Origin of the sequence: Dietzia cercidiphylli (genome assembly GCF_039531545.1) — a bacterium.
GTDB lineage: Bacteria > Actinomycetota > Actinomycetes > Mycobacteriales > Mycobacteriaceae > Dietzia > Dietzia natronolimnaea.
Genome location: NZ_BAAAQG010000009.1, coordinates 21616 through 46693, shown reverse-complemented (window position 1 = coordinate 46693; position 25078 = coordinate 21616). Strand labels below are relative to the sequence as shown.

The 25078-nt window shown below is 70.3% G+C and carries 23 protein-coding genes; 15 read left to right on the top strand and 8 right to left on the bottom strand.

The window, feature by feature from the left end; genetic code table 11:
• Positions 1-75: 75 nt before the first annotated feature.
• Complete coding sequence (locus tag ABD250_RS10150) at positions 76-2388, bottom strand: fatty acid desaturase (RefSeq protein ID WP_182657894.1); 2313 nt, start codon at positions 2386-2388, stop codon at positions 76-78.
• 102 nt (positions 2389-2490) lie between these two features.
• Between ABD250_RS10150 and ABD250_RS10145 the strand changes: the two genes are divergently transcribed.
• Together ABD250_RS10145 and ABD250_RS10140 are read left to right on the top strand one after the other, a co-directional pair.
• Complete coding sequence (locus ABD250_RS10145; RefSeq protein WP_182657893.1) at positions 2491-3558, top strand: AraC family transcriptional regulator; 1068 nt, start codon at positions 2491-2493, stop codon at positions 3556-3558.
• A gap of 83 nt (positions 3559-3641) precedes the next feature.
• Positions 3642-4346 carry a TenA family protein gene (locus ABD250_RS10140; RefSeq protein WP_182657892.1) on the top strand — a complete coding sequence of 235 codons (705 nt, stop codon included), beginning with the start codon at positions 3642-3644 and terminating at the stop codon, positions 4344-4346.
• 30 nt (positions 4347-4376) lie between these two features.
• On the opposite strand, the gene ABD250_RS10135 is transcribed toward ABD250_RS10140, so the two are convergent.
• Positions 4377-6119 (bottom strand): sulfatase family protein, encoded by a 1743-nt coding sequence (locus ABD250_RS10135; protein ID WP_182657891.1) that lies wholly within the window; start codon positions 6117-6119, stop codon positions 4377-4379.
• Between the two features lie 341 nt (positions 6120-6460).
• Between ABD250_RS10135 and ABD250_RS10130 the strand changes: the two genes are divergently transcribed.
• Positions 6461-6616: a DUF6131 family protein gene (locus tag ABD250_RS10130; protein WP_179524124.1), complete on the top strand. Its 156-nt coding sequence runs from the start codon at positions 6461-6463 to the stop codon at positions 6614-6616.
• Positions 6617-6720: 104 nt separating this feature from the next.
• On the opposite strand, the gene ABD250_RS10125 is transcribed toward ABD250_RS10130, so the two are convergent.
• Complete coding sequence (locus tag ABD250_RS10125) at positions 6721-8016, bottom strand: molybdopterin molybdotransferase MoeA (protein WP_344392073.1); 1296 nt, start codon at positions 8014-8016, stop codon at positions 6721-6723.
• A gap of 162 nt (positions 8017-8178) precedes the next feature.
• Between ABD250_RS10125 and ABD250_RS10120 the strand changes: the two genes are divergently transcribed.
• The 4 genes from ABD250_RS10120 (at position 8179) to ABD250_RS10105 (ending at position 11789) form a co-directional block, all read left to right on the top strand.
• Positions 8179-9537, top strand: a complete 1359-nt coding sequence (locus tag ABD250_RS10120; protein ID WP_241737168.1) for a uracil-xanthine permease family protein — start codon at positions 8179-8181, stop codon at positions 9535-9537.
• Between the two features lie 62 nt (positions 9538-9599).
• The gene (gene moaA / locus ABD250_RS10115; RefSeq protein ID WP_338404149.1) at positions 9600-10661 is read left to right on the top strand and encodes a GTP 3',8-cyclase MoaA; all 1062 of its coding nucleotides are present in this window, start codon (positions 9600-9602) and stop codon (positions 10659-10661) included.
• Between the two features lie 54 nt (positions 10662-10715).
• Positions 10716-10979, top strand: a complete 264-nt coding sequence (locus ABD250_RS10110) for a ubiquitin family protein (protein ID WP_259847878.1) — start codon at positions 10716-10718, stop codon at positions 10977-10979.
• Between the two features lie 3 nt (positions 10980-10982).
• Entirely contained in the window at positions 10983-11789 is an 807-nt protein-coding gene (locus ABD250_RS10105; RefSeq protein ID WP_182658206.1) for a substrate-binding domain-containing protein, read from the top strand.
• A gap of 30 nt (positions 11790-11819) precedes the next feature.
• Here the strand turns inward: ABD250_RS10105 and lepB are convergent, their stop codons facing one another.
• From lepB to ABD250_RS10080, 5 genes are all read right to left on the bottom strand, one after another.
• Complete coding sequence (gene lepB / locus ABD250_RS10100) at positions 11820-12224, bottom strand: signal peptidase I (RefSeq protein ID WP_277817570.1); 405 nt, start codon at positions 12222-12224, stop codon at positions 11820-11822.
• On the bottom strand, positions 12224-12799 hold the full coding sequence (locus tag ABD250_RS10095; protein WP_182610283.1) for a DUF6448 family protein: 576 nt from the start codon (positions 12797-12799) through the stop codon (positions 12224-12226). The genes lepB and ABD250_RS10095 overlap by 1 nt, the downstream gene beginning before the upstream one ends.
• Positions 12800-12876: 77 nt before the next feature.
• On the bottom strand, positions 12877-13578 hold the full coding sequence (locus tag ABD250_RS10090; RefSeq protein ID WP_182658208.1) for a Crp/Fnr family transcriptional regulator: 702 nt from the start codon (positions 13576-13578) through the stop codon (positions 12877-12879).
• A gap of 79 nt (positions 13579-13657) precedes the next feature.
• A complete protein-coding gene (locus ABD250_RS10085; protein WP_182658209.1) occupies positions 13658-14935 on the bottom strand; it encodes a globin domain-containing protein in 1278 nt (425 codons plus the stop codon).
• A 90-nt stretch (positions 14936-15025) separates the two neighbouring features.
• Entirely contained in the window at positions 15026-15466 is a 441-nt protein-coding gene (locus ABD250_RS10080; RefSeq protein ID WP_182658210.1) for an Rrf2 family transcriptional regulator, read from the bottom strand.
• Positions 15467-15659: 193 nt separating this feature from the next.
• Between ABD250_RS10080 and ABD250_RS10075 the strand changes: the two genes are divergently transcribed.
• The 8 genes from ABD250_RS10075 (at position 15660) to ABD250_RS10040 (ending at position 25051) form a co-directional block, all read left to right on the top strand.
• Complete coding sequence (locus ABD250_RS10075) at positions 15660-17150, top strand: cobyric acid synthase (protein WP_182658211.1); 1491 nt, start codon at positions 15660-15662, stop codon at positions 17148-17150.
• Positions 17147-17884: a cobalt-precorrin-6A reductase gene (locus ABD250_RS10070; protein ID WP_344392064.1), complete on the top strand. Its 738-nt coding sequence runs from the start codon at positions 17147-17149 to the stop codon at positions 17882-17884. The genes ABD250_RS10075 and ABD250_RS10070 overlap by 4 nt, the downstream gene beginning before the upstream one ends.
• Before the next feature lie 312 nt (positions 17885-18196).
• Entirely contained in the window at positions 18197-18985 is a 789-nt protein-coding gene (locus ABD250_RS10065) for an ATP-binding cassette domain-containing protein (RefSeq protein WP_182658920.1), read from the top strand.
• On the top strand, positions 18982-19794 hold the full coding sequence (locus ABD250_RS10060) for an ABC transporter ATP-binding protein (protein ID WP_182638973.1): 813 nt from the start codon (positions 18982-18984) through the stop codon (positions 19792-19794). The genes ABD250_RS10065 and ABD250_RS10060 overlap by 4 nt, the downstream gene beginning before the upstream one ends.
• Positions 19794-21629 carry an AMP-dependent synthetase/ligase gene (locus tag ABD250_RS10055; RefSeq protein WP_182658919.1) on the top strand — a complete coding sequence of 612 codons (1836 nt, stop codon included), beginning with the start codon at positions 19794-19796 and terminating at the stop codon, positions 21627-21629. The genes ABD250_RS10060 and ABD250_RS10055 overlap by 1 nt, the downstream gene beginning before the upstream one ends.
• Positions 21626-22513, top strand: a complete 888-nt coding sequence (locus ABD250_RS10050) for a branched-chain amino acid ABC transporter permease (protein WP_179524134.1) — start codon at positions 21626-21628, stop codon at positions 22511-22513. Before ABD250_RS10055 ends, ABD250_RS10050 begins: the two co-directional genes overlap by 4 nt.
• On the top strand, positions 22510-23736 hold the full coding sequence (locus tag ABD250_RS10045; protein WP_179524135.1) for a branched-chain amino acid ABC transporter permease: 1227 nt from the start codon (positions 22510-22512) through the stop codon (positions 23734-23736). Before ABD250_RS10050 ends, ABD250_RS10045 begins: the two co-directional genes overlap by 4 nt.
• 31 nt (positions 23737-23767) lie before the next feature.
• Entirely contained in the window at positions 23768-25051 is a 1284-nt protein-coding gene (locus ABD250_RS10040; protein ID WP_179524136.1) for an ABC transporter substrate-binding protein, read from the top strand.
• Positions 25052-25078: the final 27 nt, after the last annotated feature.

Here is a 25078-nt window from a genome sequence, read left to right as displayed (position 1 = left end):
ACGTCCTTCTCGATGGATCCACCGGGGAACGCGATGGATCCACCGGGGAACGCGACGGGCCCGCCGGGGCGGGAGCTAGAGGTCCAGCTCGATGTCCGAGCTGGCCATGGACGTGCACACGGTGATCCGCTCCTGCACGACGGCGTCGGTCGCACCCGCGGCCGCCCGGGACTCCGCGCGCGTGGTTCCGCTGAGCTTGCCGGTCACGCACGCCTTGCACAGTCCGCGTTCGCATCCGGTCGGGACGGAGATGCCCGCCCGGCCCGCCGCCTCGAGGAGGGTCGTGGCCCCGTCGATCTCGACCGAGGTCCCGCTGCGACGGAAGCGCACGGTGTAGCGGCTGCCGTCGTCCGCCGGTCGCTCGAGTTCGGGGGCGGTGAACGACTCGGCGTGGAAGCGCTCGGCCGGTTGCCCGAGGTCCCGCAGCCACCCGCGGGCCAGATCGATCATGGCGGCCGGCGCGCACACGTAGGTCTCGCGCTCGGCGGCGTCCGGGACCAGACTCCGCAGCAGCTCGGGGCCCAAGCGTCCGGTGGTCAGGCCGTCGCGCTCGGACGGGGCGTCGGTGAACAGGTGCAGCGTGATGCCCGAGTCGCGGGCCAGTCGGCGGAGCTCGGCCTCGTAGATCAGCGAGCGCTCGTCTCGGTTGAAGTAGAGCAGGGTCGCGTCGGCCCCGGCCCCGGCTTCGCGGGCGATGCGGCGCAGCAGGCTGATGATCGGCGTGATGCCCACCCCACCGGCGATGAGCAGTGACGGGGTGGCCGGGGAGTCCATCGCGAAGTCTCCCGACGACTGCGGCACGCCGACCAGCGTGAGGTAGCGCCCCGCCTTCAGCGTGTCGTTCACGCGGGCGGAGACCCGACCCCCTGCGACCCGCTTGACGCAGATCTCCAGGGCGTCCGATCCGTCGAGCCGCGAATCGGTGCTGTCGCGGACGAGGCTGTACTGACGGACCAACTCGACGCGGCCGGTGGCGGTGCCGGTGCCGGTGCCGTGGTCGTCGTCGTCGACCTCCACCCGTACCGACACGTACGCCCCGGCGTCCCACTCCACGTCCTCCCACCCACGCGGCCTGGCCAGGCGCACGGAGAGCGCGTCACCCCCGGCGACCGGCGTCGCGGACAGGACCCTCGCCGGGACATTGTGGAAGCGCGGCTTGTCCAGGTACGGGGACTCGGGCAGGGGTCGGTAGGTGAAGCCCGAGATCACGCGGCGCCCGAGCGCGAGGGGGTCACGCAGCAACTCGGCCGGCCGCCCGAACTCCCGCTCGCCGAACGGCACGGACAGGCCCGTGAGCGTCTTGGCGATGAGCGGCACCGTCTCCAGCAGCGGGGTCTCGTGATACGGCAGCCCGTACCGGGCGGCGATGGCGCGCACCTCCGGCGCGATCCTGCGCTGCATGGACGGCGGCAGGTCGGGGAACAGGTGGTGCTCGACGTGCGTGTCCAGGCCGCCATAGAAGATCCGCAGGTCGGGACGGTTCTCGAACGGCACCTCCTCCTCCAGGATGCGGGTCAGCGCCTCGTCCATCTGCGGGCTCGGCAGGAAGTTGCGGGTCGCCCGGATCTGCCGCTCGTAGTACTGGTCGGGGGTCTCGTCGGGGCCGGGATCGGTGAACAGTTCCAGCTCGCCCGCGTGGTGTTCGATGAGCACCAGGAACAGCACGGACATGTAGCCCGCGACTCCGCCGAAATAGTTGGCCACCAGGGTCGGGAGCGGCTTCCATCCGGAGCGGAAGGGCTCGTCCACGAATCGGCGGCGCGCGTCCCGGCGGGCGATCCTGGCCGGCGATCGCAGGGTGTAGGCGCTGAAGAACGGGTGGCGGTCGACCTTGCGCGCGATGTTGGCCAGGAAGAACGGTGCCGCGACCGGGGCCATGGCGGCGAGCGCGGAGATGAACGCCACCTGCCCGAGGTGGTGGCCGTACCAGTCCTGGCCCGCGCTGCCGCGGAAGACGCTGTAGCCGAGGTCGTGGTCCTTGCCGACGATGTTGGTGTTGGGGTGGTGGCCCGCGTGGTGCATCGTCTTCCAGTGGCCGGTGTCCACGTTGAAGTCCCAGTCGTAGCGGTCCGAGTGGTACTCGCCGTTGTCCGGCAGGTGGTCGTAGCTGCCGTGGACGATGTTGTGGCCCAGCTCGGAGAACTGCATGAGCCGGTACATCATCTCCAGCGCGGTGGCCCGGCGGATCGCGCGCGGACCCCCCTCGCGCAACAGCTCGCGGCGGCGGGCGTCGATCGCCTGCCCGTAGGCGGTGACGTGGCGGATGTGGTCCAGGTCCTCCTTGCCCACCTCGGCCTTGGCCCGCGCGTAGAGCTCCCCGATCGCCTCGGCCAGCCCGGTCGGTCCTGCCGATTCGGTACCCGTGCGGTTGTCGCTGGCGAGAGTCATGGATGTGACGGTAGCCACCGACGAGGGCCGGGGATAGGGCGTCGGCGGTCGCACATTTGGCATTTTCGGTCACCCGGCGGTGTGCGTTGCTACGGTCGGGCGATGACCTCGCCGTCGGACTCCGCGTCCCCCGTGTGGGCGGTGCCCCGCGGCACCGAGGGGATCCGCATCATGGTGGACGGCGGCGTCGCACGCGGGATGACGACGAGGGAGTGCCTGGCCGGGACCGGGCTCGACCCCCTGGATCTCGACGACGAGACCGCGCAGATCTGGGCGCATCAGGAGTTCGTGGTGATCCGCAATCTCCTGGGCCGGCTCGGGGACCGACCGGGTCTGGGGGCCGGAATCGGCGCGCATTCGACCCTCGGGCGGACCGGCGTCATCGGCTTCATGATGCTCGCGGGTCCCACCGTGCGGGCCGCGCTCGATCGGGCCATCCCGTACCTCGCGCTCTCGCCCACGCACCTGCGGTTCTCGCTCGACGAGGATGCCGCCGCCGGGACCGACCCGGAGGAGGCCTTCCTGGTCGCCGCGGACGACGAGATCCCCGCGGATGTACGCGCCTTCGTGGTGGAACGCGACCTGGCGGGGTTGGCGGCGGCCCTGCGTGGAGCCCAGATCGACGTCGGCACCACCGGCCTCGAGACGACCCTCGGCCCGGAGAGCGCCGTGATCCTCGGTGAGGCGTGGGGACTGACCGCCGACGAGGTCCGGCCACACGCGGAGCGGAACCGTCTGGTGATCACCCGTGAGCGGCTGGACGCGCGGCTGCCGCAGGGCGACGAGAACACGGCGAAGCTGTTCGAGAGGCAGTGCCGCGACCTGCTCGACGACCGGGTGGCGCGGGTGGGCGTGGCGGGGCAGGTCCGCAGTCGGCTGCAGCACGAGCGCTTGAGTTGGCCGTCGATGGCGGAGGTGGCCGGTGAGCTGCACGTCGATGTCCGCACCCTGCGTCGCCGCCTGGCCGCGGAGGGGACCTCGTTCCGGCGGGTGCTCGACGAGGTGAGGCATCATCGGGCCCTGGATCTACTGGCGCTGCGTGTACCCGTGGCGGAGGTGGCACGCGAGCTCGGGTACTCCGAGACCGCCACCTTCACCCGGACGTTCACCAGGTGGGAGGGCGTCCCGCCCAGTCGAGTACGGCGTTCAGCGGAGACCAGCGTTGACTAGGGTCGTGGAGACCGGGCCATGCGGATCGGGCACCGTTCCGGGGACATCGGCCGCCTTCCGACCACGACCCCAGGAGACCTGAGTTGAACCTGTTCGAGACCCTCAAGGATCGCTGCCGCCCCGAGTGGGAGGCCTACACCCGGCACGAGTTCGTCGAGGAGCTCGGGAGCGGGACGTTGCCCCTCGAGGTGTTCCGCGACTATCTGATCCAGGACTTCCACTTCCTGGTGCAGTTCGCGCGCGCCAACGCGTTGGCCGCGTTCAAGAGCCGCACGCTGGCCGACATCACCGCCGCGCACCAGGCCACGGGGGCGATTCTGGCCGAGACCGAGCTGCATCTGCGGCTGACCGAACGCTGGGGAATCCCGCGCGCCACCCTCGAGGCCGCCGCCGAGAAGCAGGCCACCGTCGCCTACACCCGCTACGTACTCGACTGCGGCATGGTCGGCGACCTGCTCGACCTGCACGTGGCACTGGCGCCGTGCACGATCGGTTACGCCGAGATCGGCGCACACCTGCAGCCCCGGCTCACCGAGCGCGGCAGCACGGAAGAGCCCGGCACGGGAGAGCGCGGCCGGGCCGGGCACCCGTACGGCGAGTGGATCGCCGAGTACTCGGGCGCGGAGTTCACCGCCGCGTCCCGCGCCGCGATCGCACAGCTCGACGTGCTGTCCGGGGGAGGGCTGACCGACCGCCGTCTCGACGAGCTCACCGAGGTGTTCCGCACGGCCACCAGGCTGGAGGCCGACTTCTGGCAGCAGGCGCTGGACAGCACAGTCGGCCGCTGACCAGCGGAGATCGGAAGGTGGCTCCGCCACTCAGGACCCCACCGAGCCGAGCGATCCCATCGGCCCCGTCGGAAGCGGCAGGTCCGCCGGCATCCCGGCGGGAGTGGTCCCCTTCTCCGCCATCTGCGCCAGCAGGACCGGCAGCATCTCGGCGAACATGTCGGCACGGAACTGCAGCGGGGCGAACGGGTTCGCGAGGTTCCGCAGTTCCAGGGGGTCCGCCGCGAGGTCGTACATCTCGAACACCGGGGGCTCGACCCACTGCGGATCGAAGTACATCGTGAACTTGCGGGTGCGGTCCCGGACCGTGCGCAGGTGGTTCGGCTGGGTGACCGAGGTCTGCCCGTCGGGTTGACCGATGTTGTCGTCGTCGAAGACGTAGTGGACGACGTCCTGCACCTCTCGGGTCGGCGCCCCCGGGTTCTCGACGGCGTCGGAGATGATCGGCGACAGGTCGGTCCCGCGGAAGCCGAAACCGGCTCGCACCTCGGGCGCCACCTCGGCGATCGTCGCGAGGGTGGGCATGAGGTCCACGAGACTCGACAGGGCATCGGTCGTCACCCCGGTCGGGAACAGCCCGGGGTTGCTGATCACGAGCGGCACCAGCATCGTCTCCTCGTAGGCGTTGAACACCTTCTGGCGCATCCCGCCGTGGGACATGGCCATCTCGCCGTGGTCGGAGACCTGGATGATGATCGTGTCCCGCCGCAGGTCGTTGCTCTCCACCGCGTCGATGACGGCACCGATGTGCTGGTCCACGACCTGCTGCATGTACGCGTAGAGATTGGCGTAGTTGCGGGCCTTCTCCTCGCCCACCAGGGCGCCGAGCCCGACCTGGGAGGCGAGGTTGATCTGGGTCTGGGCGCGGGGCTTGTGGTTGAGCGCCAGCACCTCGGTGAACGTCGGCGGCAGGTCGATGCCCATCTGGAAGCAGCCCGGTGCCGCATCGAGGTAGTTGGTACCACCGTCCGGCATCGTCAGGTCCCAGGTCTGCGGATAGGCGAGGATGTCGTGCGGGTTCGCAAAACTGGCGACCAGTGCGAACGGCCGATCCGGGTCGTTCGGCACCGAGTTCAGGAACCCCACGGCCTCGTCGGCGTAGCGCTGGTCGTTGTTCGCGGTTCCGCCACCGAAGTTCTCCGGCTTGATGTCCTGACCCGCCTCCGGCGGGCTCCAACCGTGGAAGCCGAAGGACTCGACGTCGGCGGGAGTCGGGTCCAGGCCGTCCGCTCCCTTGCTCATGTGCCACTTGCCCCGGTAGTGCACGTCGTACCCGGCCGAGGCGAGCAACCCGGCCATGTTGGGCGTGGTCGGCGACAGTTGCGGCTCCGCATCCGACAGGCTCCCGCCCGAGGTGAGGGTGCGGTAGACGCCGTGCTGGGCGGGGTAGACACCGGTGAACATGGTGCTGCGGCTGGGCGAGCACATCGTGGAGTTGCAGGCGTTGAGATTGAAGGACAGGCCGGTGTCGATCAACCGCTGGCGCTGCGGCAGGTTCTGCGCGGCCCACCCCTCAGGCCAGAACATCGGCCGCCGTTCCTGATCGGTCATGATGATGACGATGTTGGGTCGCCGGCGGATCCGGCCCTCGCCGACCGCGGCGCCGGCGGCGGGCGTGGTGCCCGGGATCGCCGAGGAGCCGAACGCGGCGCCCGCGGCACCCGCGGCGAGGAGGAGGCCGGTGCCGCCGAGGAAGGTGCGGCGGGGGATCGACGCGCCGGGGGGAGCGGGAGACGTGGAATGGGACGACGACGAGGTGGGCGACTGCGACATGGTGGACCCCTGGATGACCCGGCCGAGCCAACCCGGGGACCGCGCGGGCGATCTGGGAGGGCGGTCCCGGGGGTCGACCGGGGTGGTGCCGGATGCTTCGGATCGCGGCGATCCCGCGAATGCTGGGTGCGCTTACCGCCCGCTGTGGTGAAGGTTTTCTGAGAATAGCGCCTCATTCAGCTGCGCAGTGCGGATCGGGCGGGTCTTGCCGACGCCGAGGCCGCCACGTATGCCCGGACGAGCGTGCTCGCCTGCCTGCGAAGCTCTGATCGGTCGTGGTTCGGGCTCGACCCATATACGCTCGGTTCATCCTGATCCGACTAAAGTGAAAGGACGAACCAATGATCATTCTTGGCGCAATTCTCTTGATCCTCGGATTCCTCTTGGACATCCCCATCCTCTGGACGATCGGCCTCGTACTCGTGGCGATCGGCGTGATCCTCTTCATCCTCGGCGCAGCCGGCCGGGCGGTCGGTGGACGTAAACACTGGTTCTGACCCCGGGTCCAGGCCCGTCGACAAGAGCGTTCCGCACACATCGCCCGAGAGGCGGGTGTGCGGAACGCTCTTGTCGTTGGTGGCGGTGGAGAGGTGGTGGCCGCTCAGAGCGGAATGACGGCCACCTCGTCCCCCGCCGCCAGTGAGGTCTCGTCGGCGGGGACCTCGATGAGTACATCGGCCCGGGCCATGGACGCGACGAGATGCGAGCCCGGGCCGGAGACCGGGTCGACCGTGGGGATGCCGGGCAGGTCCCCGCCGGAGGGCTCGGCGGCCAGGGCACCACGCAAGTACTGCGTCTTCCCGGCGGGGGAGCCGACCGCGCGGGAGAGCCGGGCCCGGGTGGTCGGCACGGGCACGCGACCGACTGCCTCGAGGATGACCGGACGCAGCAGCACCACGAACGACACGAGAGCGCTCACCGGATTGCCCGGCAGGCAGACCACAGGAACATCCCGCCACGACGAGAGCCCCTGCGGACCGCCGGGCTGCATGGCGACCGGGGCGAAGCGGGCCCCCTCGCGGTCCGCCAGGACCTGACGCACCACCTCGGCGTCGCCCATGGACACCGCCCCGACGGTCACCACGAGGTCGGCGTCCCCGGCGGCATGGTCGAGCGCCGCGGTGAAGTCGTCCCGGTCGTCACTGCTGATCACGGTCGCGGTGACCTCGCACCCGCAGGCCTTGAGCGCCGCGGCGAGCGTGATCGAATTGGACTCCCAGATCTGGCCCGGCTCCAGGGGCCGCCCGGGCGCGACGAGCTCGGCGCCCGTGGCCACCACGCCGACCCGCGGTCGCGGACGCACGTCGAGGCCGGACTCCCCGAGCGAGGCCGCCGCCGCGAGGTGCCGGGCCTCGAGCCGGGTCCCGGCGGGGATCACGAGGTCGCCCGCGCGGACGTCGTCTCCGGGCCGCCGGATGAACTCCCCGGCGGCCCGCGGCGCGTGGACCAGGACCGTCGCCGGTCGGCCGCCCGAGGGATCGGCGGGATCCCCGATGGAGGTGTCCTCCACGGGGACCACACAATCGGCACCCTCGGGGACCGGCGCACCGGTCATCACCTTGCAGGCCTCGTCGTCGTCGACCCGTGGCCCCGGTCCGTCACCGGCGTGGGTCGTCCCCACCACCCGGAGCCGCACCGGCGAGTCCGGACCGGCCCCGGCGATGTCGGCCGACCGCACCGCGTAGCCGTCCATCTGCGAGTTCACGAACAGGGGGAGGTCCACCGACGCGAGCAGGTCCCGTGCGAGCACCGAGTCCGCGCACGCCACGACCGGCAACCGCGTGCTCTGGGCGGCCCGCTCCAGCACCGGCGCGAGATGCGTGCGCAGGAGCTCTCGGTACCCGGCGGGAGACGGCCGGGATACGGGGTGGGTCGGGCGGTCGGGGTGGGAGGCCATGCCCCCACGGTAATCGCGTTGTACTGTGCCTACGGTCCGCGCGCGGGGCGCAGGCGGGGAAATAAAGGGGAGACGGTGGCGGACGGCGCGCGGGGTTCGAGGAAGCTGTGGTCTGTCCACGGCGACGGCAAGAACATCAGGCCCGGCGAGGTCGTGGCCCCGATGGAGCGCCTGAGCTGGCCCCGGACGATCGGCATCGGCGCCCAGCACGTGGTCTCGATGTTCGGTGCCACGTTCGTCTTCCCCATCATCATGGGGCTCAACCCGCAGCTCGCGATCCTCTTCTCCGGCGTGTGCACGCTGCTGTTCCTGGCGATCGTCAAGGGGCAGGTCCCCAGCTACCTGGGCACCTCGGTGGCGTTCGTCGGGGCGGTCGCGGCGATCCGCGCGCAGGGCGGTACGAGCGCGGAGGTCACCGGCGCGATGCTGGTGGCGGGTGCGACCCTCGCCGTGGTCGGCGTCATCGTGCACGTGGTGGGCGGGCGCGTGGTCACCGCCGTGCTGCCCCCGGTCGTCACCGGCGCCGTGGTGATGCTGCTGGGCTTCAACCTGGCACCCGTGGTGGCCGAGACCTACTGGCCGCAGGACCAGTGGGTGGCGCTGACGGTGATGGTCGCGCTGATCCTGATGACGGTGGGTCTGAAGGGCTTCGCCGGCCGGATCGCGATCTTCCTCGCGCTGATCTTCGGCTACGTCCTGTCCTGGGTGCTCGACCTGGTGACCGGTCCGATCACCTCGTTCAGCGCCACCGCCGGCGAGGTGACCGAGCACCTGCGGGTGGACTGGTCGGGCGTCGGGGACGCGCCGTGGCTCGGGTTGCCGCCCATGACCGACGAGGCCGCGGGCGTGGTGGGCATCCACGCGCCCGACTTCTCCCTGGCGTTCGTGCTGCTGATCGTCCCCGGGATCATCGCCCTGATCGCCGAGAACGCGGGTCACGTCAAGGCGATCGGCGAGATCACGCGCACCGAGACCGACGGCCTGATGGGCCGCGCCCTGGCCGCCGACGGTGCGGGCACCGTCCTGGCCACCTCGTTCGGCGGATCGGCGACGACGACGTACGCCGAGAACATCGGGGTGATGGCCGCGACCAAGGTCTACTCCACGGCCGCGTACGTGGTGGCGGCGCTGACCGCGATCCTCCTGGGCTGCTCGCCCAAGCTGGGCGCGGTGATCTCGGCGACGCCCGGCGGCGTGCTGGGCGGGATCACCGTGGTGCTCTACGGGATGATCGGCCTGCTCGGGGCGAAGATCTGGAAGGAGAACCGGGTCGACTTCGGCAACCCGCTCAACCTGGTCCCGGTGGCGGCGGGCGTGGTGATCGCCGTGGGCGATACGACCCTGACCGTGACGGACGACTTCCAGCTCGGCGGGATCGCGCTCGGCACCCTCGTGGTGGTGCTGGGGTACCACCTCGCCCGGCTGATCGCGCCGCAGTTGAGAGCGCAGGCCGAGCGCGACGAGATCCACGAGCTCACCCTCCTCGGGCCGAACCCGGAGGTGGAGGTGCCGGAGAGGTAGACGGCGGGGTGGCGCTCACGCGCCTACACTCGACCAGAACGCCCGGCAGATCGGAGGTGCGCGTGACCGCGACCGACATCCCGAGCCCTCGGCCGCGCCCCGACGGCGCGCGGCCGGCCACCCCGTTGCTCATCGACACCTTCGGTCGCACCGGGCGGGACCTGCGCGTGTCGCTGACGGAGAAGTGCTCCCTGCGCTGCACGTACTGCATGCCGGAGGAGGGGCTGCCGCCCATCCCGGAGGCCGCACGCATGACCACCGACGAGGTGATCCGGCTGGTCACGCTGGCGCATCACGACCTCGGGGTCCGCGAGGTGCGCTTCACCGGCGGCGAACCCCTGATGCGGCAGGACCTCGAGAGGATCGTCGCCGGGACCCGGGAGGCGTGCCCTGACCTTCCGGTCGCCCTCACCACCAACGGCGTGGGCCTCGAGCACCGGGTGGGCGCACTGGTCGAGGCCGGGCTCGACCGGATCAACATCTCCCTGGACACGGTCGACCGCCTCGAGTTCGCCGAGCTCACCCGTCGCGACCGGCTGCCGTCGGTGCTCCGCGGGGTCCGTGCCGCGGTCGAGGCGGGACTCGCCCCGGTCAAGGTCAACGCCGTGCCGATGAGGGCCACCCTGCCGGGGGCTCCCGACCTGCTGGAATGGGCTCTCGAGGAGGGCGTGCAGCTGCGGTTCATCGAGGAGATGCCGCTCGACGCCGACAACACCTGGTCCAGGGTCGAGATGGTCACGGCGCAGGAGCTGCTCGACGTGTTGGGTGCGCGCTTCGACCTGGTGCCCGCCGGTCGCGAGGACCCGTCCGCCCCGGCCGAACTGTGGGAGGTGGCCGGACGCTCGGTCGCGGGGTCCCCGGCCCACGTCGGGGTGATCGCCACCGTCACCCGCAACTTCTGCGCGGCCTGTGACCGGACGCGGCTGACCGCCGAGGGGACCGTGAGATCCTGCTTGTTCAGTGATGACGAGACCGACGTGTTGGGTGTGTTGCGCTCCGGGGCGCAGGACGCGGAGATCGCCCGGGTGTGGCGCGGGGCGATGTGGGGTAAGCAGGCCGGACACGGCATCGGTGGGACGGCGTTCCACCGGCCGCGCCGGTCGATGGGCGCCATAGGCGGATGACGTGTCACCGAAAGCGGCGGCGGCGCGTCGGGGGCACGGGCTAGAGTCGACACCGTGAGCAGGACATCGAGAATGATCACCGTGGGGTACTACGCGGCGGCCGAGGACGCGGCCGGCACCGCCCGCGAGCGCCTCCACACGGACGCGACGACCATCGGTGAACTGGCCCGGGAGGTCTGCGAGAGGCACGGTGAGCCGTTGGCCAGCATCGTCACGGTGTCGTCCTTCCTCATCGGCGAGGAGACCACGCGCGACCCCCTCGCCTCGATCGACGGGGTCTCCGTGATCGACATCCTGCCCCCCTTCGCCGGGGGTTGACCGGTGGGTCGGCGTCAGGGGATCGCGGTGGTGGGCGTGGCCCTGGTGTGCTCCGGGCTCGCGTGTGCGACCGAGAAACCGGAGGCCACCGCGACCGTCTCGCTCGGCGTGGCCGCCGCGCCGTCGTTGTCCGTCGCGTTCACCGACCTCATCCAGATCTTCGAGGAGGAGAATCCCGGGGTCCGGGTCCACCTCGAACTGGGGCGGTCGGACGAGATCGCCGAGGGGCTGTCCGACCGCACGGACCTCAACGTCTTCGCCTCCGCGAGCGAGGAGGTGATGGACCTCGCCGTGGCACAGGGAGCCGCCGCGGAACCGCAGATCTTCGCCCGGAACCACGTGGTCGTGGCGGTACCGTCCGGAAACCCCCAAGGCGTGCGCGGACTGGGCGACCTGTCCCGCCCGGACCTGCGCGTGGGCCTGTGTGCGCCGGACACCCCGTGCGGCAGGGCGACCGAGAAGGTGCTCTCCGTCTCGGCGGTAGAGCCGACGAACGTCACATGGGAAGAGGGGTCCCGCGCGCTCAGTGCCCGGCTCGCGGACAACGAGATGGACGTCGGGATCGTCTACCGCACTGACGTCGCGAGCTCGCACGGGTGGGTGGCGCCCGTCAGTCCCGAGGGTCGCGAGCGGGACCTGATGCGGTCGGCGGGAACGACCCGGTACGTCCTGGCCCGCGTCCCCAGCGGGGAGAGCGGGCCCGGGGGCGAGGCCGAACGGGTGGCGGCCGACCGTTTCCGCGAGCTCGTGACCTCCGAACGCGGCCGCCGGACCTTCGAGGGTGCCGGACTGGACGCGCTGCCGGAGTGACCCGGGGTACTGAAACCCGGGTTCTCGACGTCACGCGGTGAGGCATCGCCCGCTGAGCCGACCCGTGATGGCCGACCTCTCGACGTAGGGCTGACGCCAGGTGCGGCCGTCGGAGGAGGAGTCGCGGTTGTCACCCAGGAGGAGATAGTGCCCGGCCGGGACGTGGAAGTCACCGCGGTAGTACGACGACGAGGCGTACAACTCCTCGAGGGGTACGCCGTCCACGCGGACCGCGCCGCCGTCGATCTCGATGCGCTCGCCGGGCAGGCCGACCACCCTCTTGAGCACGCGGCCGACCACCTCGGCGTGATCCACCACGACCAGGTCGCCCCGGCGGATCGGTGTGGACCGGCGGAGCGACCTGGTGAGAACGAGCCGCCCGGCACGCAGGGTCGGTTCCATTGAGTCGGATCGGACGCGGGTGAGCCACCACATCAGGGCGCGTGCTCGTGGTGGTCGTGACCGTGGTGGTCGTGGTCGTGCCCCTCGGCGTACTTGAAGAATCGCACGTAGGCGTCCATGTACTCGCGGGCGGCGACGAGGTCGTCGGGGTCGAAGCCCCTGAGCGCGATGGCGTGGTCGAAACGACGCTCGAGCTCGTCCCACCGGTCCTCGTCGACCAGGCCCCTGAGGGGCTCGATGCTGCCGAGCTCCAGCGCCTCGTCGGCGGCCACCACCCGAGGGTCGACGCCGGCACCGGCGGGCGCGAGTCCGCTGAAGCCGGCGCCCTCGCCCGCGCGGTGCACGCGGACCAAGGTCTCGAGAAACCACCTGTCGGCGACCTCCCTGGTCTCGCCGCCCGCGACCCGGACGCGCCGGACCTTGTCGAAGACGGCGCGGACCTCGTCCTCGCCCCCGGGGTGGACCCACTTGAGGGCGACATTGACGTTGCCGCTGTCGAGGGCACGGCGGCCGTCGGTGACGGCCGGGCCGTCCTCGGTGTCGCAGTGGGCGGAGGCCTCACGGACGACGAGTCCGAGCAGCGTGCCGAAGATCGAGGTGACGTTCATGACGGGGTCCTTTCCCTGGTCTGAACTGGTACGTCTCAGACGGTAGCGCCCGAACGGGAGGGTTCCCATGACCTAGGTCAAGCCCCGCCCGCCCGCTCCTCCAGTCCCTCCGGATCGAGCAGGTCGACCTCGGCTCCGCGCACCTCGACAAGACCCTCGCGCCCGAGCGCGGCGAGTCGGCGGCTCAGGGTCTCGGGGATGGTGCCGAGGTAGGTGGCCACGTCCTTCTTGGACATCGGCAGTCGCACCGTCACCACCCCGTCGACGCCTCGGACGGCGGGCAGGTCGAGCAGATATGAGGCGAGACGTGCGCCGACGTCGGCCAGCGTGCGGGCCGCGAGCATCCGCTCGGTGGACTCCAGGCGGATGGCGAGCGAGCGCAGCATGGATGCGCCGATGTCCGGGTATCGGTTCAGGAGCCCGGCCAGCGAACCGTGCTCGAAGACGCACATCGTCGTGGGGTCGAGCGCGACGCAGTCGTTCTCCGGACGTGTCCCGGTGAGGAAGCCGCTCTCGCCCTCGACGTCGCCGGGGCCGAGGAGGCGCAGCGTGGCCTCGCGGCCGTCCTCCGCCGTGCGGCCCACCTTGACCAGCCCCTCGTGCACCACGAGCAATCGCGGCGACGACTGCCCCGCGCGCACGATCCACTCGCCGCGCTCGACGCGGAGCGGACGCGCCATCGAGGCCACCTCGGCCTGCTGCCGGGGTGAGAGCCGGGCGAAGAGCGGCACCGCCGCGACGCATGACTCGGCGTGCTGGTGGTCGTGAGAGGGGGTCATCGGGTCCCATTGTGACCGCGGGTGCTCCCTCGCGTGGGGCTGATCGTGAGCGCGGCGGTCGTCGGGCACACCCGCGGGACTAGACCAGCCAGTCGTTGGGGGCGAAGAGCTCGGCGTGAATCCGCTGTTCGGGCACGCCGGCCTCGATGAACGTCGCGCGCACCGACTGGAGGAAGCCGGTGGGCCCACACAGGAAGACGTGTGCGCCCGCCGGGAGCTCGACGGAGGAGAGGTCCATGACGCCGTGGTGGACCGCGCCCGGTCCGGCGGTCGTGTCCGCGCCGTGCTCGTACCAGGTGTGCACCTCGGCGTCGGCGAGCAGCGAGGACTCGCCGGCCACCTCATCGGCCAGAACGTGCTGGTCGGGCGAGCGGTCCGCGTGCAGGATCAGCACGCGCCGGGGATCGTCGGTCGCCGACAGGTGAGCGATCATGCCGAGCATCGGGGTGATGCCGATCCCGGCCGAGCACAGGACGACCGGTGCCGCGTCCGGGCCCGACCCGGTTCCCGCGGCGTCCAGGACCAGGTCACCGAACGGCAGCGTGACCTGGAGCGTGGTGCCGACCCGGGCGTGGGCGTGCAGCCACCCGGAGACCTCACCGGCGGGGCACGGACCCGCGCCACCGGAGACCGCGTCGACCCGGCGGATGCCGATCCGCCACGTGCCCGACCCCGGCGCCGCCGACAGCGAGTACTGACGCAACTGACGCGCGCCGTCGGGCAGCACCACGCCGACGGAGGTGTACTGGCCGGGTCGGAAGTCCGGCAGGTCGCCACCGTCGGGACCGCCGAGGGTCAGCACGGTGACGGAGTCGGTGACGTCCTCCCGGCCCAGGACGACGGCGGTCCGGAAGACGTCTCCCGGCTCGACCCGGGCCTCGGCGTAGAGGGCGTTCTCGAAGTCCACCAGGACGCCGGCCATGATCCAGTACACCTCGTCCCACGCGGCCGCGATCTCCGGGGTGATCGCCTCGCCCAGCACCTCCACGATCGCGGCGAAGAGGTTGTCGTGGACCACCTGGTACTGGTCGGCGGTGATCCCGAGGCTCGCGTGCTTGTGGCCGATCCGGGCGAGCATGTCGACCGGGCTCCTCCCGTCCACCAGCAGTGTCGCGAAGGTGGCGATGGAGGCGGCGAGTGCGCGCTGCTGGGCGCCCAGCTTCTGGTTGCCGCGGTTGAAGGTGTCGCGAAGCAGTTCGGGGTGGTTGCCGAACATCGTGCGGTAGAACACCGGGGTGATCTCGTCGATGTGCGCCCCGATGACCGGGAGCGTCTCGCGGATGATCGGGACGTTGTGCGGCGAGAGCTCCCGCGGGTGGGCGAGGATCGTCTCGAGCGAGGTGAGTGACGTGGTCATGCGGATCTCCTCCAGTGGGCGCGACGGGGTCGCCCGGGCATCCTGAGGGGCCGGGCTGCGATGGGGTGTGGGTCGGTGGTCGCCGACCGGTCAGGGGGCGGGGCCCAGGCTGAGCAGGACCTGCCGGGTCGGGGTGTGGACGATGCCCGCGACGGTGAGTGGATCGAGGGCGGCGAAGAACGCCTCGCGGGCCTCGGCCAGGGCTCGACGGAGGCTGCAGTTGCCGGCCAGCGGGCAGGGCGCCGGGCCCTCGCACTGCACGACCTCGCCCGGTCCCTCGAGCTCACGCAGCAGCTGCCCGACGGACGCCTGACGACCGGCCTCGGTGATCGCGAGACCACCGCCCCGGCCCCGCCGGGACTCGACGAGGCCGAGCTCCACGAGCCGGGAGACGGTCTTGGCCACGTGGCTCGTCGACGCGTTCACCGACTCGGCGATGCCCCCGGCGGTCATCCGGTCCCCGCGCCCGTCGGCCACGGCGAGACGCATGAGGGCGCGGAGCGCGAGATCGGAGAACCTGGACAACTGCACGAGGCCGAGCGTGCCATATTGCGAACCGCCGGAGCGCATTTGTCCGCAGTGATCTCAAATACGTTCTGAGCTGGGCATTTGGCGGGCGTGTCACCAGCAGGAACGCGGGGTTCCCCTCACCGTCGCGGCCTGTCGGACCCTCGGCGGAGCACCTCGGCGGGGGTGGGGGAGGGCGCGGCTAGGATCGATCCCCATGGCAGCCTCCCTCCTCGTCGCCGGCACCACGTCGGATGCCGGCAAGAGCGTGGTGGTGACGGCGCTGTGCCGGGCGTTCGCCCGGCGGGGCGTCAGGGTCGCGCCGTTCAAGGCGCAGAACATGTCCAACAACTCGATGGTCGTCCGGGGGCCGGCGGGCTTCGGGGAGATCGGGCGCGCGCAGTGGATCCAGGCCCTCGCGGCACGCGCCGAGCCCGAGGTGGCGATGAACCCGGTGCTGCTCAAGCCGGGCGGCGACCGGCGCAGCCACGTGGTGGTGATGGGCCGCCCCGCCGGGACGGTCTCGTCCAGGGACTTCGTCGACGGTCGCGTGCATCTTGCCACCGCCGCCCATGCCGCATACGACGACCTGGCCGACCGGGTCGACCTGGTGCTGTGCGAGGGCGCGGGCAGTCCTGCCGAGATCAACCTCCGTGCCGGTGACTACGTCAACATGGGCCTGGCCCGTCACGCCGACATGCCGGTGGTCGTGGTGGGCGACATCGACCGCGGCGGGGTCTTCGCCGCGATGTACGGCACGGTGGCACTCCTGGAGCCGGCTGACCAGCGGCTCGTCGCAGGCTTCGTCGTCAACAAGTTCCGCGGTGACCCCTCGCTCCTCGGACCGGGGCTGGACCACCTCGAGGCGCTCACCGGACGGCGGGTCCACGGAGTGCTGCCCTGGAGCCCCGACGTGTGGCTCGACTCCGAGGACGCGCTGGACATCGGCGGTCGCCGCGCCGACGCCGGCCGGGCGTTGCGGGTCGCCGTGATCCGGCTGCCCCGGATCAGCAACGTCACCGATGTCGACGCGCTGGGGCTGGAGCCGGACGTCGACGTGGAGTTCGTCACCGACCCCCGGACCGTCCGGGGCGCGGACCTGGTGGTCCTGCCCGGCACGCGCGCGACGATCGACGACCTGGCCTGGCTCCGCTCCCGCGGTCTGGACCGCGCGGTGATCGACCACGCCCACGCCGGGGGGTCGGTGTTCGGCATCTGCGGTGGCTTCCAGATGCTCGGCCGACTCGTCCGGGACCCGGAGGGGGTGGAGGGTCCCGAGGGCGCGGAGGTCGACGGGCTCGGGCTGCTGGACGTGGAGACGGAGTTCGGGCCGGAGAAGGTCCTGCGGCTGCCCACCGGGGAGGCGCTCGGTCACGCGGCGGCCGGGTACGAGATCCACCACGGGCGGATCGGCCTCGGCGCGGACCCCGAGTTCCTCGGGGGTGCGAGGCGCGACGGTGTGGCGGGCACCATGTGGCACGGGAGCCTCGAGTCCGACGGGTTCCGTCAGGCCTACCTCGCGGAGGTGGCGGCCCGTGTCGGCCGGGTCCGCGAACCCTCCGGTGTGGACTTCGCCGCCGCACGCGAGAGGCGACTGGACCTGCTGGGTGATCTGGCGGAGGAGCACCTCGACCTGGACGCCCTGCTGGAGCTGGCCCGCGAGGGCGCGCCGGAGATGCCGTCCCTGCCGCCGGGGTCGGAGCGGTGATCCTCGTCCTGGGTGGGACCGCTGAGGCGCGGGAGCTGGCGAGACTGCTGCAGGACGCGGGTCACGAGTTCTGCTCGTCCCTGGCGGGGAGGGTGGCGCGTCCGCGCCTGCCCGTGGGCCGGGTCCGGATCGGCGGCTTCGGCGGGGTCGAGGGGCTCCGCGACCACCTCTCCACGCAGGGGGTCCGCGTGGTCGTGGACGCCACGCACCCGTTCGCCGCGGGGATCTCCGCTCACGCCGCCGCCGCGTGTGCGCAGGCCGGCGTGCCCCTGCTCCGGCTCGAACGACCGGGCTGGTCGGCGGCCCCCGGCGCCGACCGGTGGCACTGGGTGTCGGGGCACGACGAGGCGGCGGCGGCCGCCGCGGACCTCGGGGGCCGCCCGTTCCTCACCGTCGGCCGACAGTCACTAGCGAGGTTCGTCGGTCCGCTCGCCACCCGCGAGGCGCTGGTGAGGGTGGTAGACCCGCCCGAGGGGACGATCCCCGCCCGGTGGCGGCTCCTGCTCGACCGTGGTCCCTACTCGGCCGAGGGCGAGCGGGCGCTGTTCACCGCGCACCGGGCGGACGTGCTGGTGACCAAGGACTCGGGAGGCGTGCACACCTGGCCGAAGATGGCGGTGGCCGCCGAACTCGGGGTGCCGGTGGTCGTGGTGCGCCGCCCGGGGGCCGCTCCGGGTGTAGAGGTGGTGGCCGACGCGGTGTCCGCCGTCGACCGGGTCGGGACCCTGGCCTGAGGAGGCTCCGGACGCCGGGTTCCGGGCCGATCCACAGGGTCCGATGACGGGGTTAACACACGTGTAGAGACGATCGACGCCTCGCCTGGCCGCGTCCGTCCTCGCCGGACCCGATCTCGCGCGGGTCTGCATCGTCGCAGGTCAATCAGGTCGAGGACGGTGGACCGGCCTCACGTATCACGACTCCGGCGCCACCCGCAGGGACTTCGCCCAGCCCGGCGCCGCCGAGAACATGATCAGAGAAATCGGCCTAAACACAGAAATGTTCGGACACCTGAGAATAGTGTGGTCTCCATCACACCAGGAGGCCGAGTGTTATCAGTTCGTAATCTCGAGGTCGTCTACGACGACGCGATGCTCGTCATCAGAGGTGCGAGTTTCGACGTGCCGGACGGCCACATCGTCGCGCTGCTGGGCGCGAACGGAGCCGGCAAGTCGACGCTGCTGCGCAGCCTCTCCGGACTACTCGATGTCCACAACGGGGCCATCACCAAGGGGTCGGTCACCCTCGACGGGGAGGACATCGGTTCGCTGAGCGCACCCGCGATCGCGCGACACGGCGTCAAGCACGTCCTCGAGGGGCGACGGATCTTCAAGGAGTTCTCGGTCGAGGAGAACCTGCGCATCGGCGCGCACGTCACGCGCCGCCACCTCCGCGAGGGCCTCGATCGCGTCTACGGGCTCTTCCCCGTCCTCCACGAGCGCAGGTCGCGAGTCGCCGGCTACCTGTCCGGCGGCGAGCAGCAGATGCTGGCGATCGGCCGGGCGCTCATGTCCGCACCGCGATACCTCCTGCTGGACGAGCCGAGCCTGGGCCTCGCGCCCAAGATGGTGGAGCAGATCCGGGACATCATCGTGGAGATCAACTCGCAGGGGACCGGGGTGCTGCTGGTCGAGCAGAACGCGGCGATGGCGCTGTCGATCGCCCGACACGGGTACGTGGTGGAGACCGGCCGCGTGGTCATGGACGGGCCCGCCGCGGACCTGCTCGACAACGACGACATCCGCGAGTTCTACCTGGGCGCGCGCTCGGACTCCGACGAGACGACGTCCTACCGCGACGTCAAACAGTACCGGCGGCGCAAGAGGTGGGCGTCATGACGAACCCGTCCACTTCCACCCCGGTCGTCGAGTTCTCGCAGGTGAGCCTGGCCTTCGGGAACCTCAAGGCGATCGACGGCGTCGACTTCACCGTCAACCCGGACGAGCTCTTCGCGATCATCGGCCCCAACGGCGCCGGGAAGACCAGCATCTTCAACGTCCTCTCGGGCGTGTACCGGCCGCAGCAGGGGTCGGTGAAGCTCAGGGGACAACAGCTCCTGGGGATGCGTCCGCACAAGATCGCCCGCCTGGGGGTCGCCCGGACGTTCCAGAACGTCGAGTTGTTCGCCAACCTGACGTTGGTCGACAACCTCATGCTGGGCCGGCACGTGAAGTTCCGCTACGGCACGCTCGCGGCGATCGCCTGGGTGGGGCCGGCCAGACGCCAGGAGGAACTGAACCGCGCCGCGGTCGAGGAGATCATCGACCTGCTGGAACTCCAGGCGTGGCGCAAGCTCCCGGTGGGGCTGCTGCCCTACGGCATCCAGAAACGCATCGAGCTGGGGCGGGCGCTGGCCATGGAACCCGAGATCCTCCTCCTCGACGAACCCGTGGCGGGGATGAACCTCGAGGAGACCGAGGACACCGCTCGGTTCCTGCTCTCGATCCGACAGGAGTTCAAGACCCCGATGATCCTCGTCGAGCACGACATGAGTCTGGTCATGGACATCGCGGACCGCGTGCTGGCCATCGACTTCGGCGCCCCGCTGGCCCTCGGCACCCCCGCGGAGGTCCAGAGTCACCCGGCGGTGGTGGAGGCCTACCTGGGCGGCCAGGCCGCGGCGCCCGCGTCCGGAGGGGGGAGCTGATGAGCACCACCACTCTGGCCACGCGGGTCCGCGACAACGCCGCCGCCCACCCCGGCGACGTGGCACTGCGGAGGAAGTCCCGGGGTGTCTGGAAACCGACGACCTGGGCGCAGTACTGGGACCAGATCCAGGACGTCGCGCACGCGCTCATCGCGCTCGGGATCGACACCCAGGACCGCGTCGCCATCCACAGCGAGAACCGGCCCGAGTGGCTGATCTGCGACATCGCGACAGTGGCCGTCCGGGGCGTCAGCGTGGGGGTCTACCCGACCAACCCGGCCGCGGAGGTCGGATACCTGCTGGAGAACAGCCAGGTCAGGCTGCTGGTGGCAGAGGATCAGGAACAGGTGGACAAGGCACTGGCGGTCTCCGACCAGTGTCCGGACCTCGCGCACATCGTGTACCTGGAGCCGCGCGGGATCCGGGGACACTACGACGACGAGCGCCTCATCTACTGGGACGACTTCCTTGCACTCGGTCGCGAGCACCGTCAGAGGGACGACGGGGCGGTGAACCGGCGGATGGAGCAGGCACAGCCCGACGACCTGATCACCCTCGTCTACACCTCGGGATCGACCGGCCCGCCCAAGGGAGCCATGCTCACCACGTCCAACGTCGAGTTCGCTATCGACACCGTCATGACCCGCGGGGGGACGTCCGATCCGCCGCCGGGACCGTCCGACTACGTGCTCACCTACCTCCCGCTCTCGCACGTCGCCGAGCGCTTCTTCACCACCTGGATGAGCTGCGCGAGCCGGCTCCAGGTGACGTTTGCCGAGTCCATCGACACCGTCCCCCAGAACCTCCAGGAGGTGCAGCCCACCCTGGTGATGGGTGTTCCGCGGATCTGGGAGAAACTCCTGGCCTCGGCCCAGATTCGTCTGGAGGACGCCACCTGGCTCAAGCGGAAGTGGTCGGGCTTCTGGCTGGCGCGGGCCGAGCGGATCGGCGATGCCCTGGTCTCGAACGGCGGCCGGCACACCCCGGCCAGCCGCACGTGGTACGTGCTGGGGTGGATCTGCATGTACCGGGCGCTGCGGGTCCGGACGGGATTGCGGTACGCGCGCTACGCGGTCTCCGGAGCTGCGCCGATCGCCCCGGAGGTGCTCAAGTTCTTCATGGGGATCGGTGTACCGATGCACGAGCTCTACGGGATGACCGAGAACTCGGCGATCGCCACCACCAACAAGCCCGGACGGGTGAAGCTCGGAACCGTGGGTGAGCCCCACGAGGGCACCGAGCTGAAGATCGACGAGACCACGGGCGAGATCCTGGTCCGGAGCCCGGCGGTGTTCGCCGGGTACTGGCGCAACCCGGAGAAGACGGCCGAGACCATCGACGCCGAGGGCTGGCTCCACACCGGGGACGTGGGCGAATGGGTCGACGGGACCCACGTCACGATCACCGACCGGATGAAGGACATCATCATCACCGCCGGCGGCAAGAACGTGTCCCCGTCGGAGGTCGAGAACGCCCTCAAGGTGTCCCCCTACATCAAGGAGGCCCTCGTGATCGGCGACGGCCGCAGGTTCCTCACCGCGCTCATCGGGATCGAGCTCGACACTGTCGGCGACTGGGCCACCCGCAAACGGATCGCCTACACCACCTACCGCGACCTGACGGAGAAACCCGAGGTCCGCGAGCTGGTGCAGGGGGTCGTCGACACCGCCAACGAGAGGTTCAACGCCGTGGAGCAGGTCAAGGCGTTCGCACTGCTGCCCAAGGAACTCGATCACGACGAGGGCGAGCTGACCGCGACCCAGAAGGTCAAGCGCTCGGCGGTGACGGGGATGTTCGCGGACCTCGTCGACGAGCTGTACGAGGGGGCACGATGACCCAGTTTCTCAGTGCCCTGAGCGTCGGTCTGGGCTCGGGTGCCATCTACGCACTCGTCGCGATCGGCTTCGTCATGATCTTCAAGGCCACCGGCGTTATCAGCTTCGCGCAGCCCGCGTTCCTCATGTCCGGTGCGATCATCGTCAGCTTCCTCGCTCCGGTGATGGGCTTCTACGTCGGAGCGATCCTCGGGGTGGTCGCCATCGGCGTCGTGGCTCTGCTGGTCGAACGGACGGCGATCCGACCGATGATCGGCAAGGCGGTGTTCATCATCGCGATCATCACCGTGGGACTGGATATCGTCCTCCGCACGATCGCCGGCATGTTCCTGGGTTCTCAACCGCGGTCGGTCGGGGACCCGTGGGGAACCGACGTCTCGGTGATCGCCGGGGTCGTCGTCCAACACAGGCACGTGGCGGCGTTCGTCACCGCCACGGTGATCGTCATCGCCCTCCTGCTGTTCTTCCGGTATTCCTCGGTCGGCCTGGCGATGCGGGCGGTCGCCTCCGACCAGGAGGCCGCGATGGCCCAGGGGGTGAGTGCCAGCCTGATCTTCGCGCTGTCGTGGGCGATGGCCGGTGCGCTGGCCGCGATCGCGGGGATCTTCGCCGCGACCGGCGGTCCTATCGGCAACACCCTGTGGTTGGTGGGACTCATCGCACTGCCCGCGATCGTCATCGGCGGGTTCGACTCGATAGGTGGCGCGATCATCGGCGGCCTGACCATCGGTATCGCCCAGGCCGTCGTGTCGACCTATCACAACCAGTGGTTCCCGGAACTCACCACCAATCTCGGACCGCTGATGCCCTGGATCATCATGCTGGCGGTGCTTCTCGTCAGGCCACACGGACTGTTCGGCACCAAGGAGGTGGAACGGGTATGAGCCATCTCGTATCTTCAGCGGACCCATCCGATACCTCGAGCGGGTCCCGCGGGTCGGCCGGGTCCGCATCGGGATCCCCGACGTCGCAGTCGGGGGCCGGAGGTCGGACCGGTTTCTTCGGACGGCCCCGCGGTCGGCCGGAGCTGTACTCCAGTTACCGGCAGGAACAGGCGCTGTTCAACACGCGCGCCAAGGCGGTCGGCGCCGCGATACTCATCGGAATCGCGGTACTCCTGCCGTTCAACGTCAGCGACGACCTGTTGCGGATCCTCGGCCTGGGACTCGTTCTGGCCATCGGCGGTATCGGGCTCAACCTGATCACCGGCTACGCAGGTCAGATCTCCCTCGGCCACGCGTTCTTCGTCGGGGTCGGGGCGTACACCGCATCGGTGGTGGCCGGCGATCCCGAAGGGCGCGCACTGGGCCTGGGCATCACCTTCGTCCCGGTGTGGATCATCGCCGCGGGTGCGATGGCGGCGCTCTGCGGGGTGGTCGTCGCCCCCTTGGCCACCAGGCTGCGGGGTCTGTATCTCGCGGTGGTGACGCTGGGCCTCGTGTTCCTCGGCACCTACATCTTCACCGAGTGGTCGAGTGTCACCGGGGGGCCGGGAGTCGGTCGCGAAGCACCGCGCCCCGTCGTGTTCGGCAACGACCTCACCCTGGACAGTGCGTTCACCTCGGACCAGAAGCTGTACTGGTTCTTCCTCGCACTCCTCCTGATCGGGGCGCTCGCGGCCCGGAACATCGCCCGCTCGCGGATCGGGCGCGCCTTCGGGGCGATCCGCGATCGCGACATCGCGGCAGGTGTCATGGGCGTCGACCTGGCGCGCTACAAGCTCATCGCGTTCACGGTCTCGTCGTTCTACGCCGGCGTGTGCGGGTCACTGCTGTTCGTCGCGAACCGACACTTCGGGCCGGAGCAGTTCGGACTGATCATGTCGATCCAGTTCGTCGCCATCGTCTTCATCGGCGGGGCCGCGACCATCTCCGGGTCGATCATGGGCGCCCTGCTGATCGCGTCACTTCCCCGGATCTCGGCGGAGGTCGCCCACCTGTTCCCGTTCATCTCCACTGCACCCAACGCCAGCCCCAACATCTTCGAGGTCGAGGCGATTCTGTACGGCGGCCTCATCGTGGCGTTCCTGTTGTTCGAACCGCGCGGTCTGTACGGCGTGTGGCTGCGAATGCGGATGTATTGGAAGAGCTTCCCGTTCACCTACTGAACCCACCCACTGAACACCTGAGGAGAACACCATGAAGTCGAAGACACTACGCAGCGGGGTGGCCGGCCTGTCGGCGATCGCCCTGGTCCTGGCGGGCTGTGGCCGCGACGACGGCGGAGACACCGAGGTCGCCGGCGTCACCGAGGAACCGTGCCCACAGGCGATCGATGACTCGAAGGGCTGCATCTACCTGGGAGCGATCACCGACCTGACGGGACCGTTCTCACCGATCGGCGCCCCGATGATCGAGGGCTCCCAGGCCTACTGGCAGAACGTCAACGAGAACGGCGGCATCGGCGACTACGAGGTCGACATGGTGACCCACGTCCGGGACAACGCCTACAACGAGACCACCCACTCCCAGGAGTACCGGGAGATCAGGGACCAGGTCCTGATGTTGGCCCACTCGATGGGCACCGCCCACACCAACGGCATCCTCGACGACACCCGGCAGCAGAACATCGTCACGGTCCCCGCATCCCTGGGGTCGAACTGGCTGTTCGAGGAGGGCGTCATGGAGTTCGGCACCAGCTACTGTGCCGAGGCCATGAACATGGTGGACTACGCCGTCGACAACTTCGACGCGACGAGTGTCGGCGCGGTGCACTTCCCCGGTGACTACGGTGACGACGCCGCCAAGGGCGCGGAGATCGCCGCCGAGGAACGCGGTGTCGAGTTCACCCGGTACACCACGGCCCCCGGCGGGACCGACGAGCAGACCGCGGTGATCCAGCGGATCCTGGCCGATCAACCGGACGTCGTGGTCCTCTCCACCAGTGCGATCGAGACCGGCGCCATCGTGGGTGCCACCGTCGCGCAGGGGTTCGAGGGCCAGTTCATCGGTTCCACTCCCACGTGGAGCGCCGGTCTGATGGGAAGCCAGGCCGCGCCGGCACTCGAGGCGCGCTACCTGCACGCCGGAGCGGTGGCTCCGTGGGGCCACGACTCGGAAGGCCACATCGAGATGCGGGAGGTCGCCGAATCCATGGGGACCGAGCCCGATGACTGGTTCGTCCTGGGTTGGGGTGCCTCGTCGGTCATCCACGGACTCCTGGAGCAAGCGGTCGAGAACGATGAGCTCACCCGAAGCGGTCTCTACGAGTCGGTCGACTCGCTGACGGGGGTCGACACCGGTGGGATGTTCGCGGAGGGAGCCGGGGACTACTCGGGAGACGTCAACGAGAACGCGTCCCGCTCGAGCATCATCAACCGGATCGAGCCGGGCAGTCCCACGGGCCTCGTCCTGGAGGAGGAGTGGTACGAGGGACCCACGGCGGCCGACTTCGAGTACACGGAGGCGTGCTACCTGATGTGACCGCCCTGAGGTGATCCTCTCAGCGGA

Coding starts and splice junctions, on each gene's coding strand:
- ABD250_RS10085 (WP_182658209.1), bottom strand. CDS start 14,935: ATGACCACGTCACTCACCTCGCTCGAGACGATCCTCGCCCACCCGCGG.
- ABD250_RS10125 (WP_344392073.1), bottom strand. CDS start 8,016: ATGGCCTCCCACCCCGACCGCCCGACCCACCCCGTATCCCGGCCGTCT.
- ABD250_RS10055 (WP_182658919.1), top strand. CDS start 19,794: ATGAGCACCACCACTCTGGCCACGCGGGTCCGCGACAACGCCGCCGCC.
- ABD250_RS10120 (WP_241737168.1), top strand. CDS start 8,179: ATGGAGCGCCTGAGCTGGCCCCGGACGATCGGCATCGGCGCCCAGCAC.
- ABD250_RS10075 (WP_182658211.1), top strand. CDS start 15,660: ATGGCAGCCTCCCTCCTCGTCGCCGGCACCACGTCGGATGCCGGCAAG.
- ABD250_RS10145 (WP_182657893.1), top strand. CDS start 2,491: ATGACCTCGCCGTCGGACTCCGCGTCCCCCGTGTGGGCGGTGCCCCGC.
- lepB (WP_277817570.1), bottom strand. CDS start 12,224: ATGTGGTGGCTCACCCGCGTCCGATCCGACTCAATGGAACCGACCCTG.
- ABD250_RS10150 (WP_182657894.1), bottom strand. CDS start 2,388: ATGACTCTCGCCAGCGACAACCGCACGGGTACCGAATCGGCAGGACCG.
- ABD250_RS10130 (WP_179524124.1), top strand. CDS start 6,461: ATGATCATTCTTGGCGCAATTCTCTTGATCCTCGGATTCCTCTTGGAC.
- ABD250_RS10045 (WP_179524135.1), top strand. CDS start 22,510: ATGAGCCATCTCGTATCTTCAGCGGACCCATCCGATACCTCGAGCGGG.
- ABD250_RS10135 (WP_182657891.1), bottom strand. CDS start 6,119: ATGTCGCAGTCGCCCACCTCGTCGTCGTCCCATTCCACGTCTCCCGCT.
- ABD250_RS10050 (WP_179524134.1), top strand. CDS start 21,626: ATGACCCAGTTTCTCAGTGCCCTGAGCGTCGGTCTGGGCTCGGGTGCC.
- ABD250_RS10040 (WP_179524136.1), top strand. CDS start 23,768: ATGAAGTCGAAGACACTACGCAGCGGGGTGGCCGGCCTGTCGGCGATC.
- ABD250_RS10090 (WP_182658208.1), bottom strand. CDS start 13,578: ATGACCCCCTCTCACGACCACCAGCACGCCGAGTCATGCGTCGCGGCG.
- ABD250_RS10095 (WP_182610283.1), bottom strand. CDS start 12,799: ATGAACGTCACCTCGATCTTCGGCACGCTGCTCGGACTCGTCGTCCGT.
- ABD250_RS10060 (WP_182638973.1), top strand. CDS start 18,982: ATGACGAACCCGTCCACTTCCACCCCGGTCGTCGAGTTCTCGCAGGTG.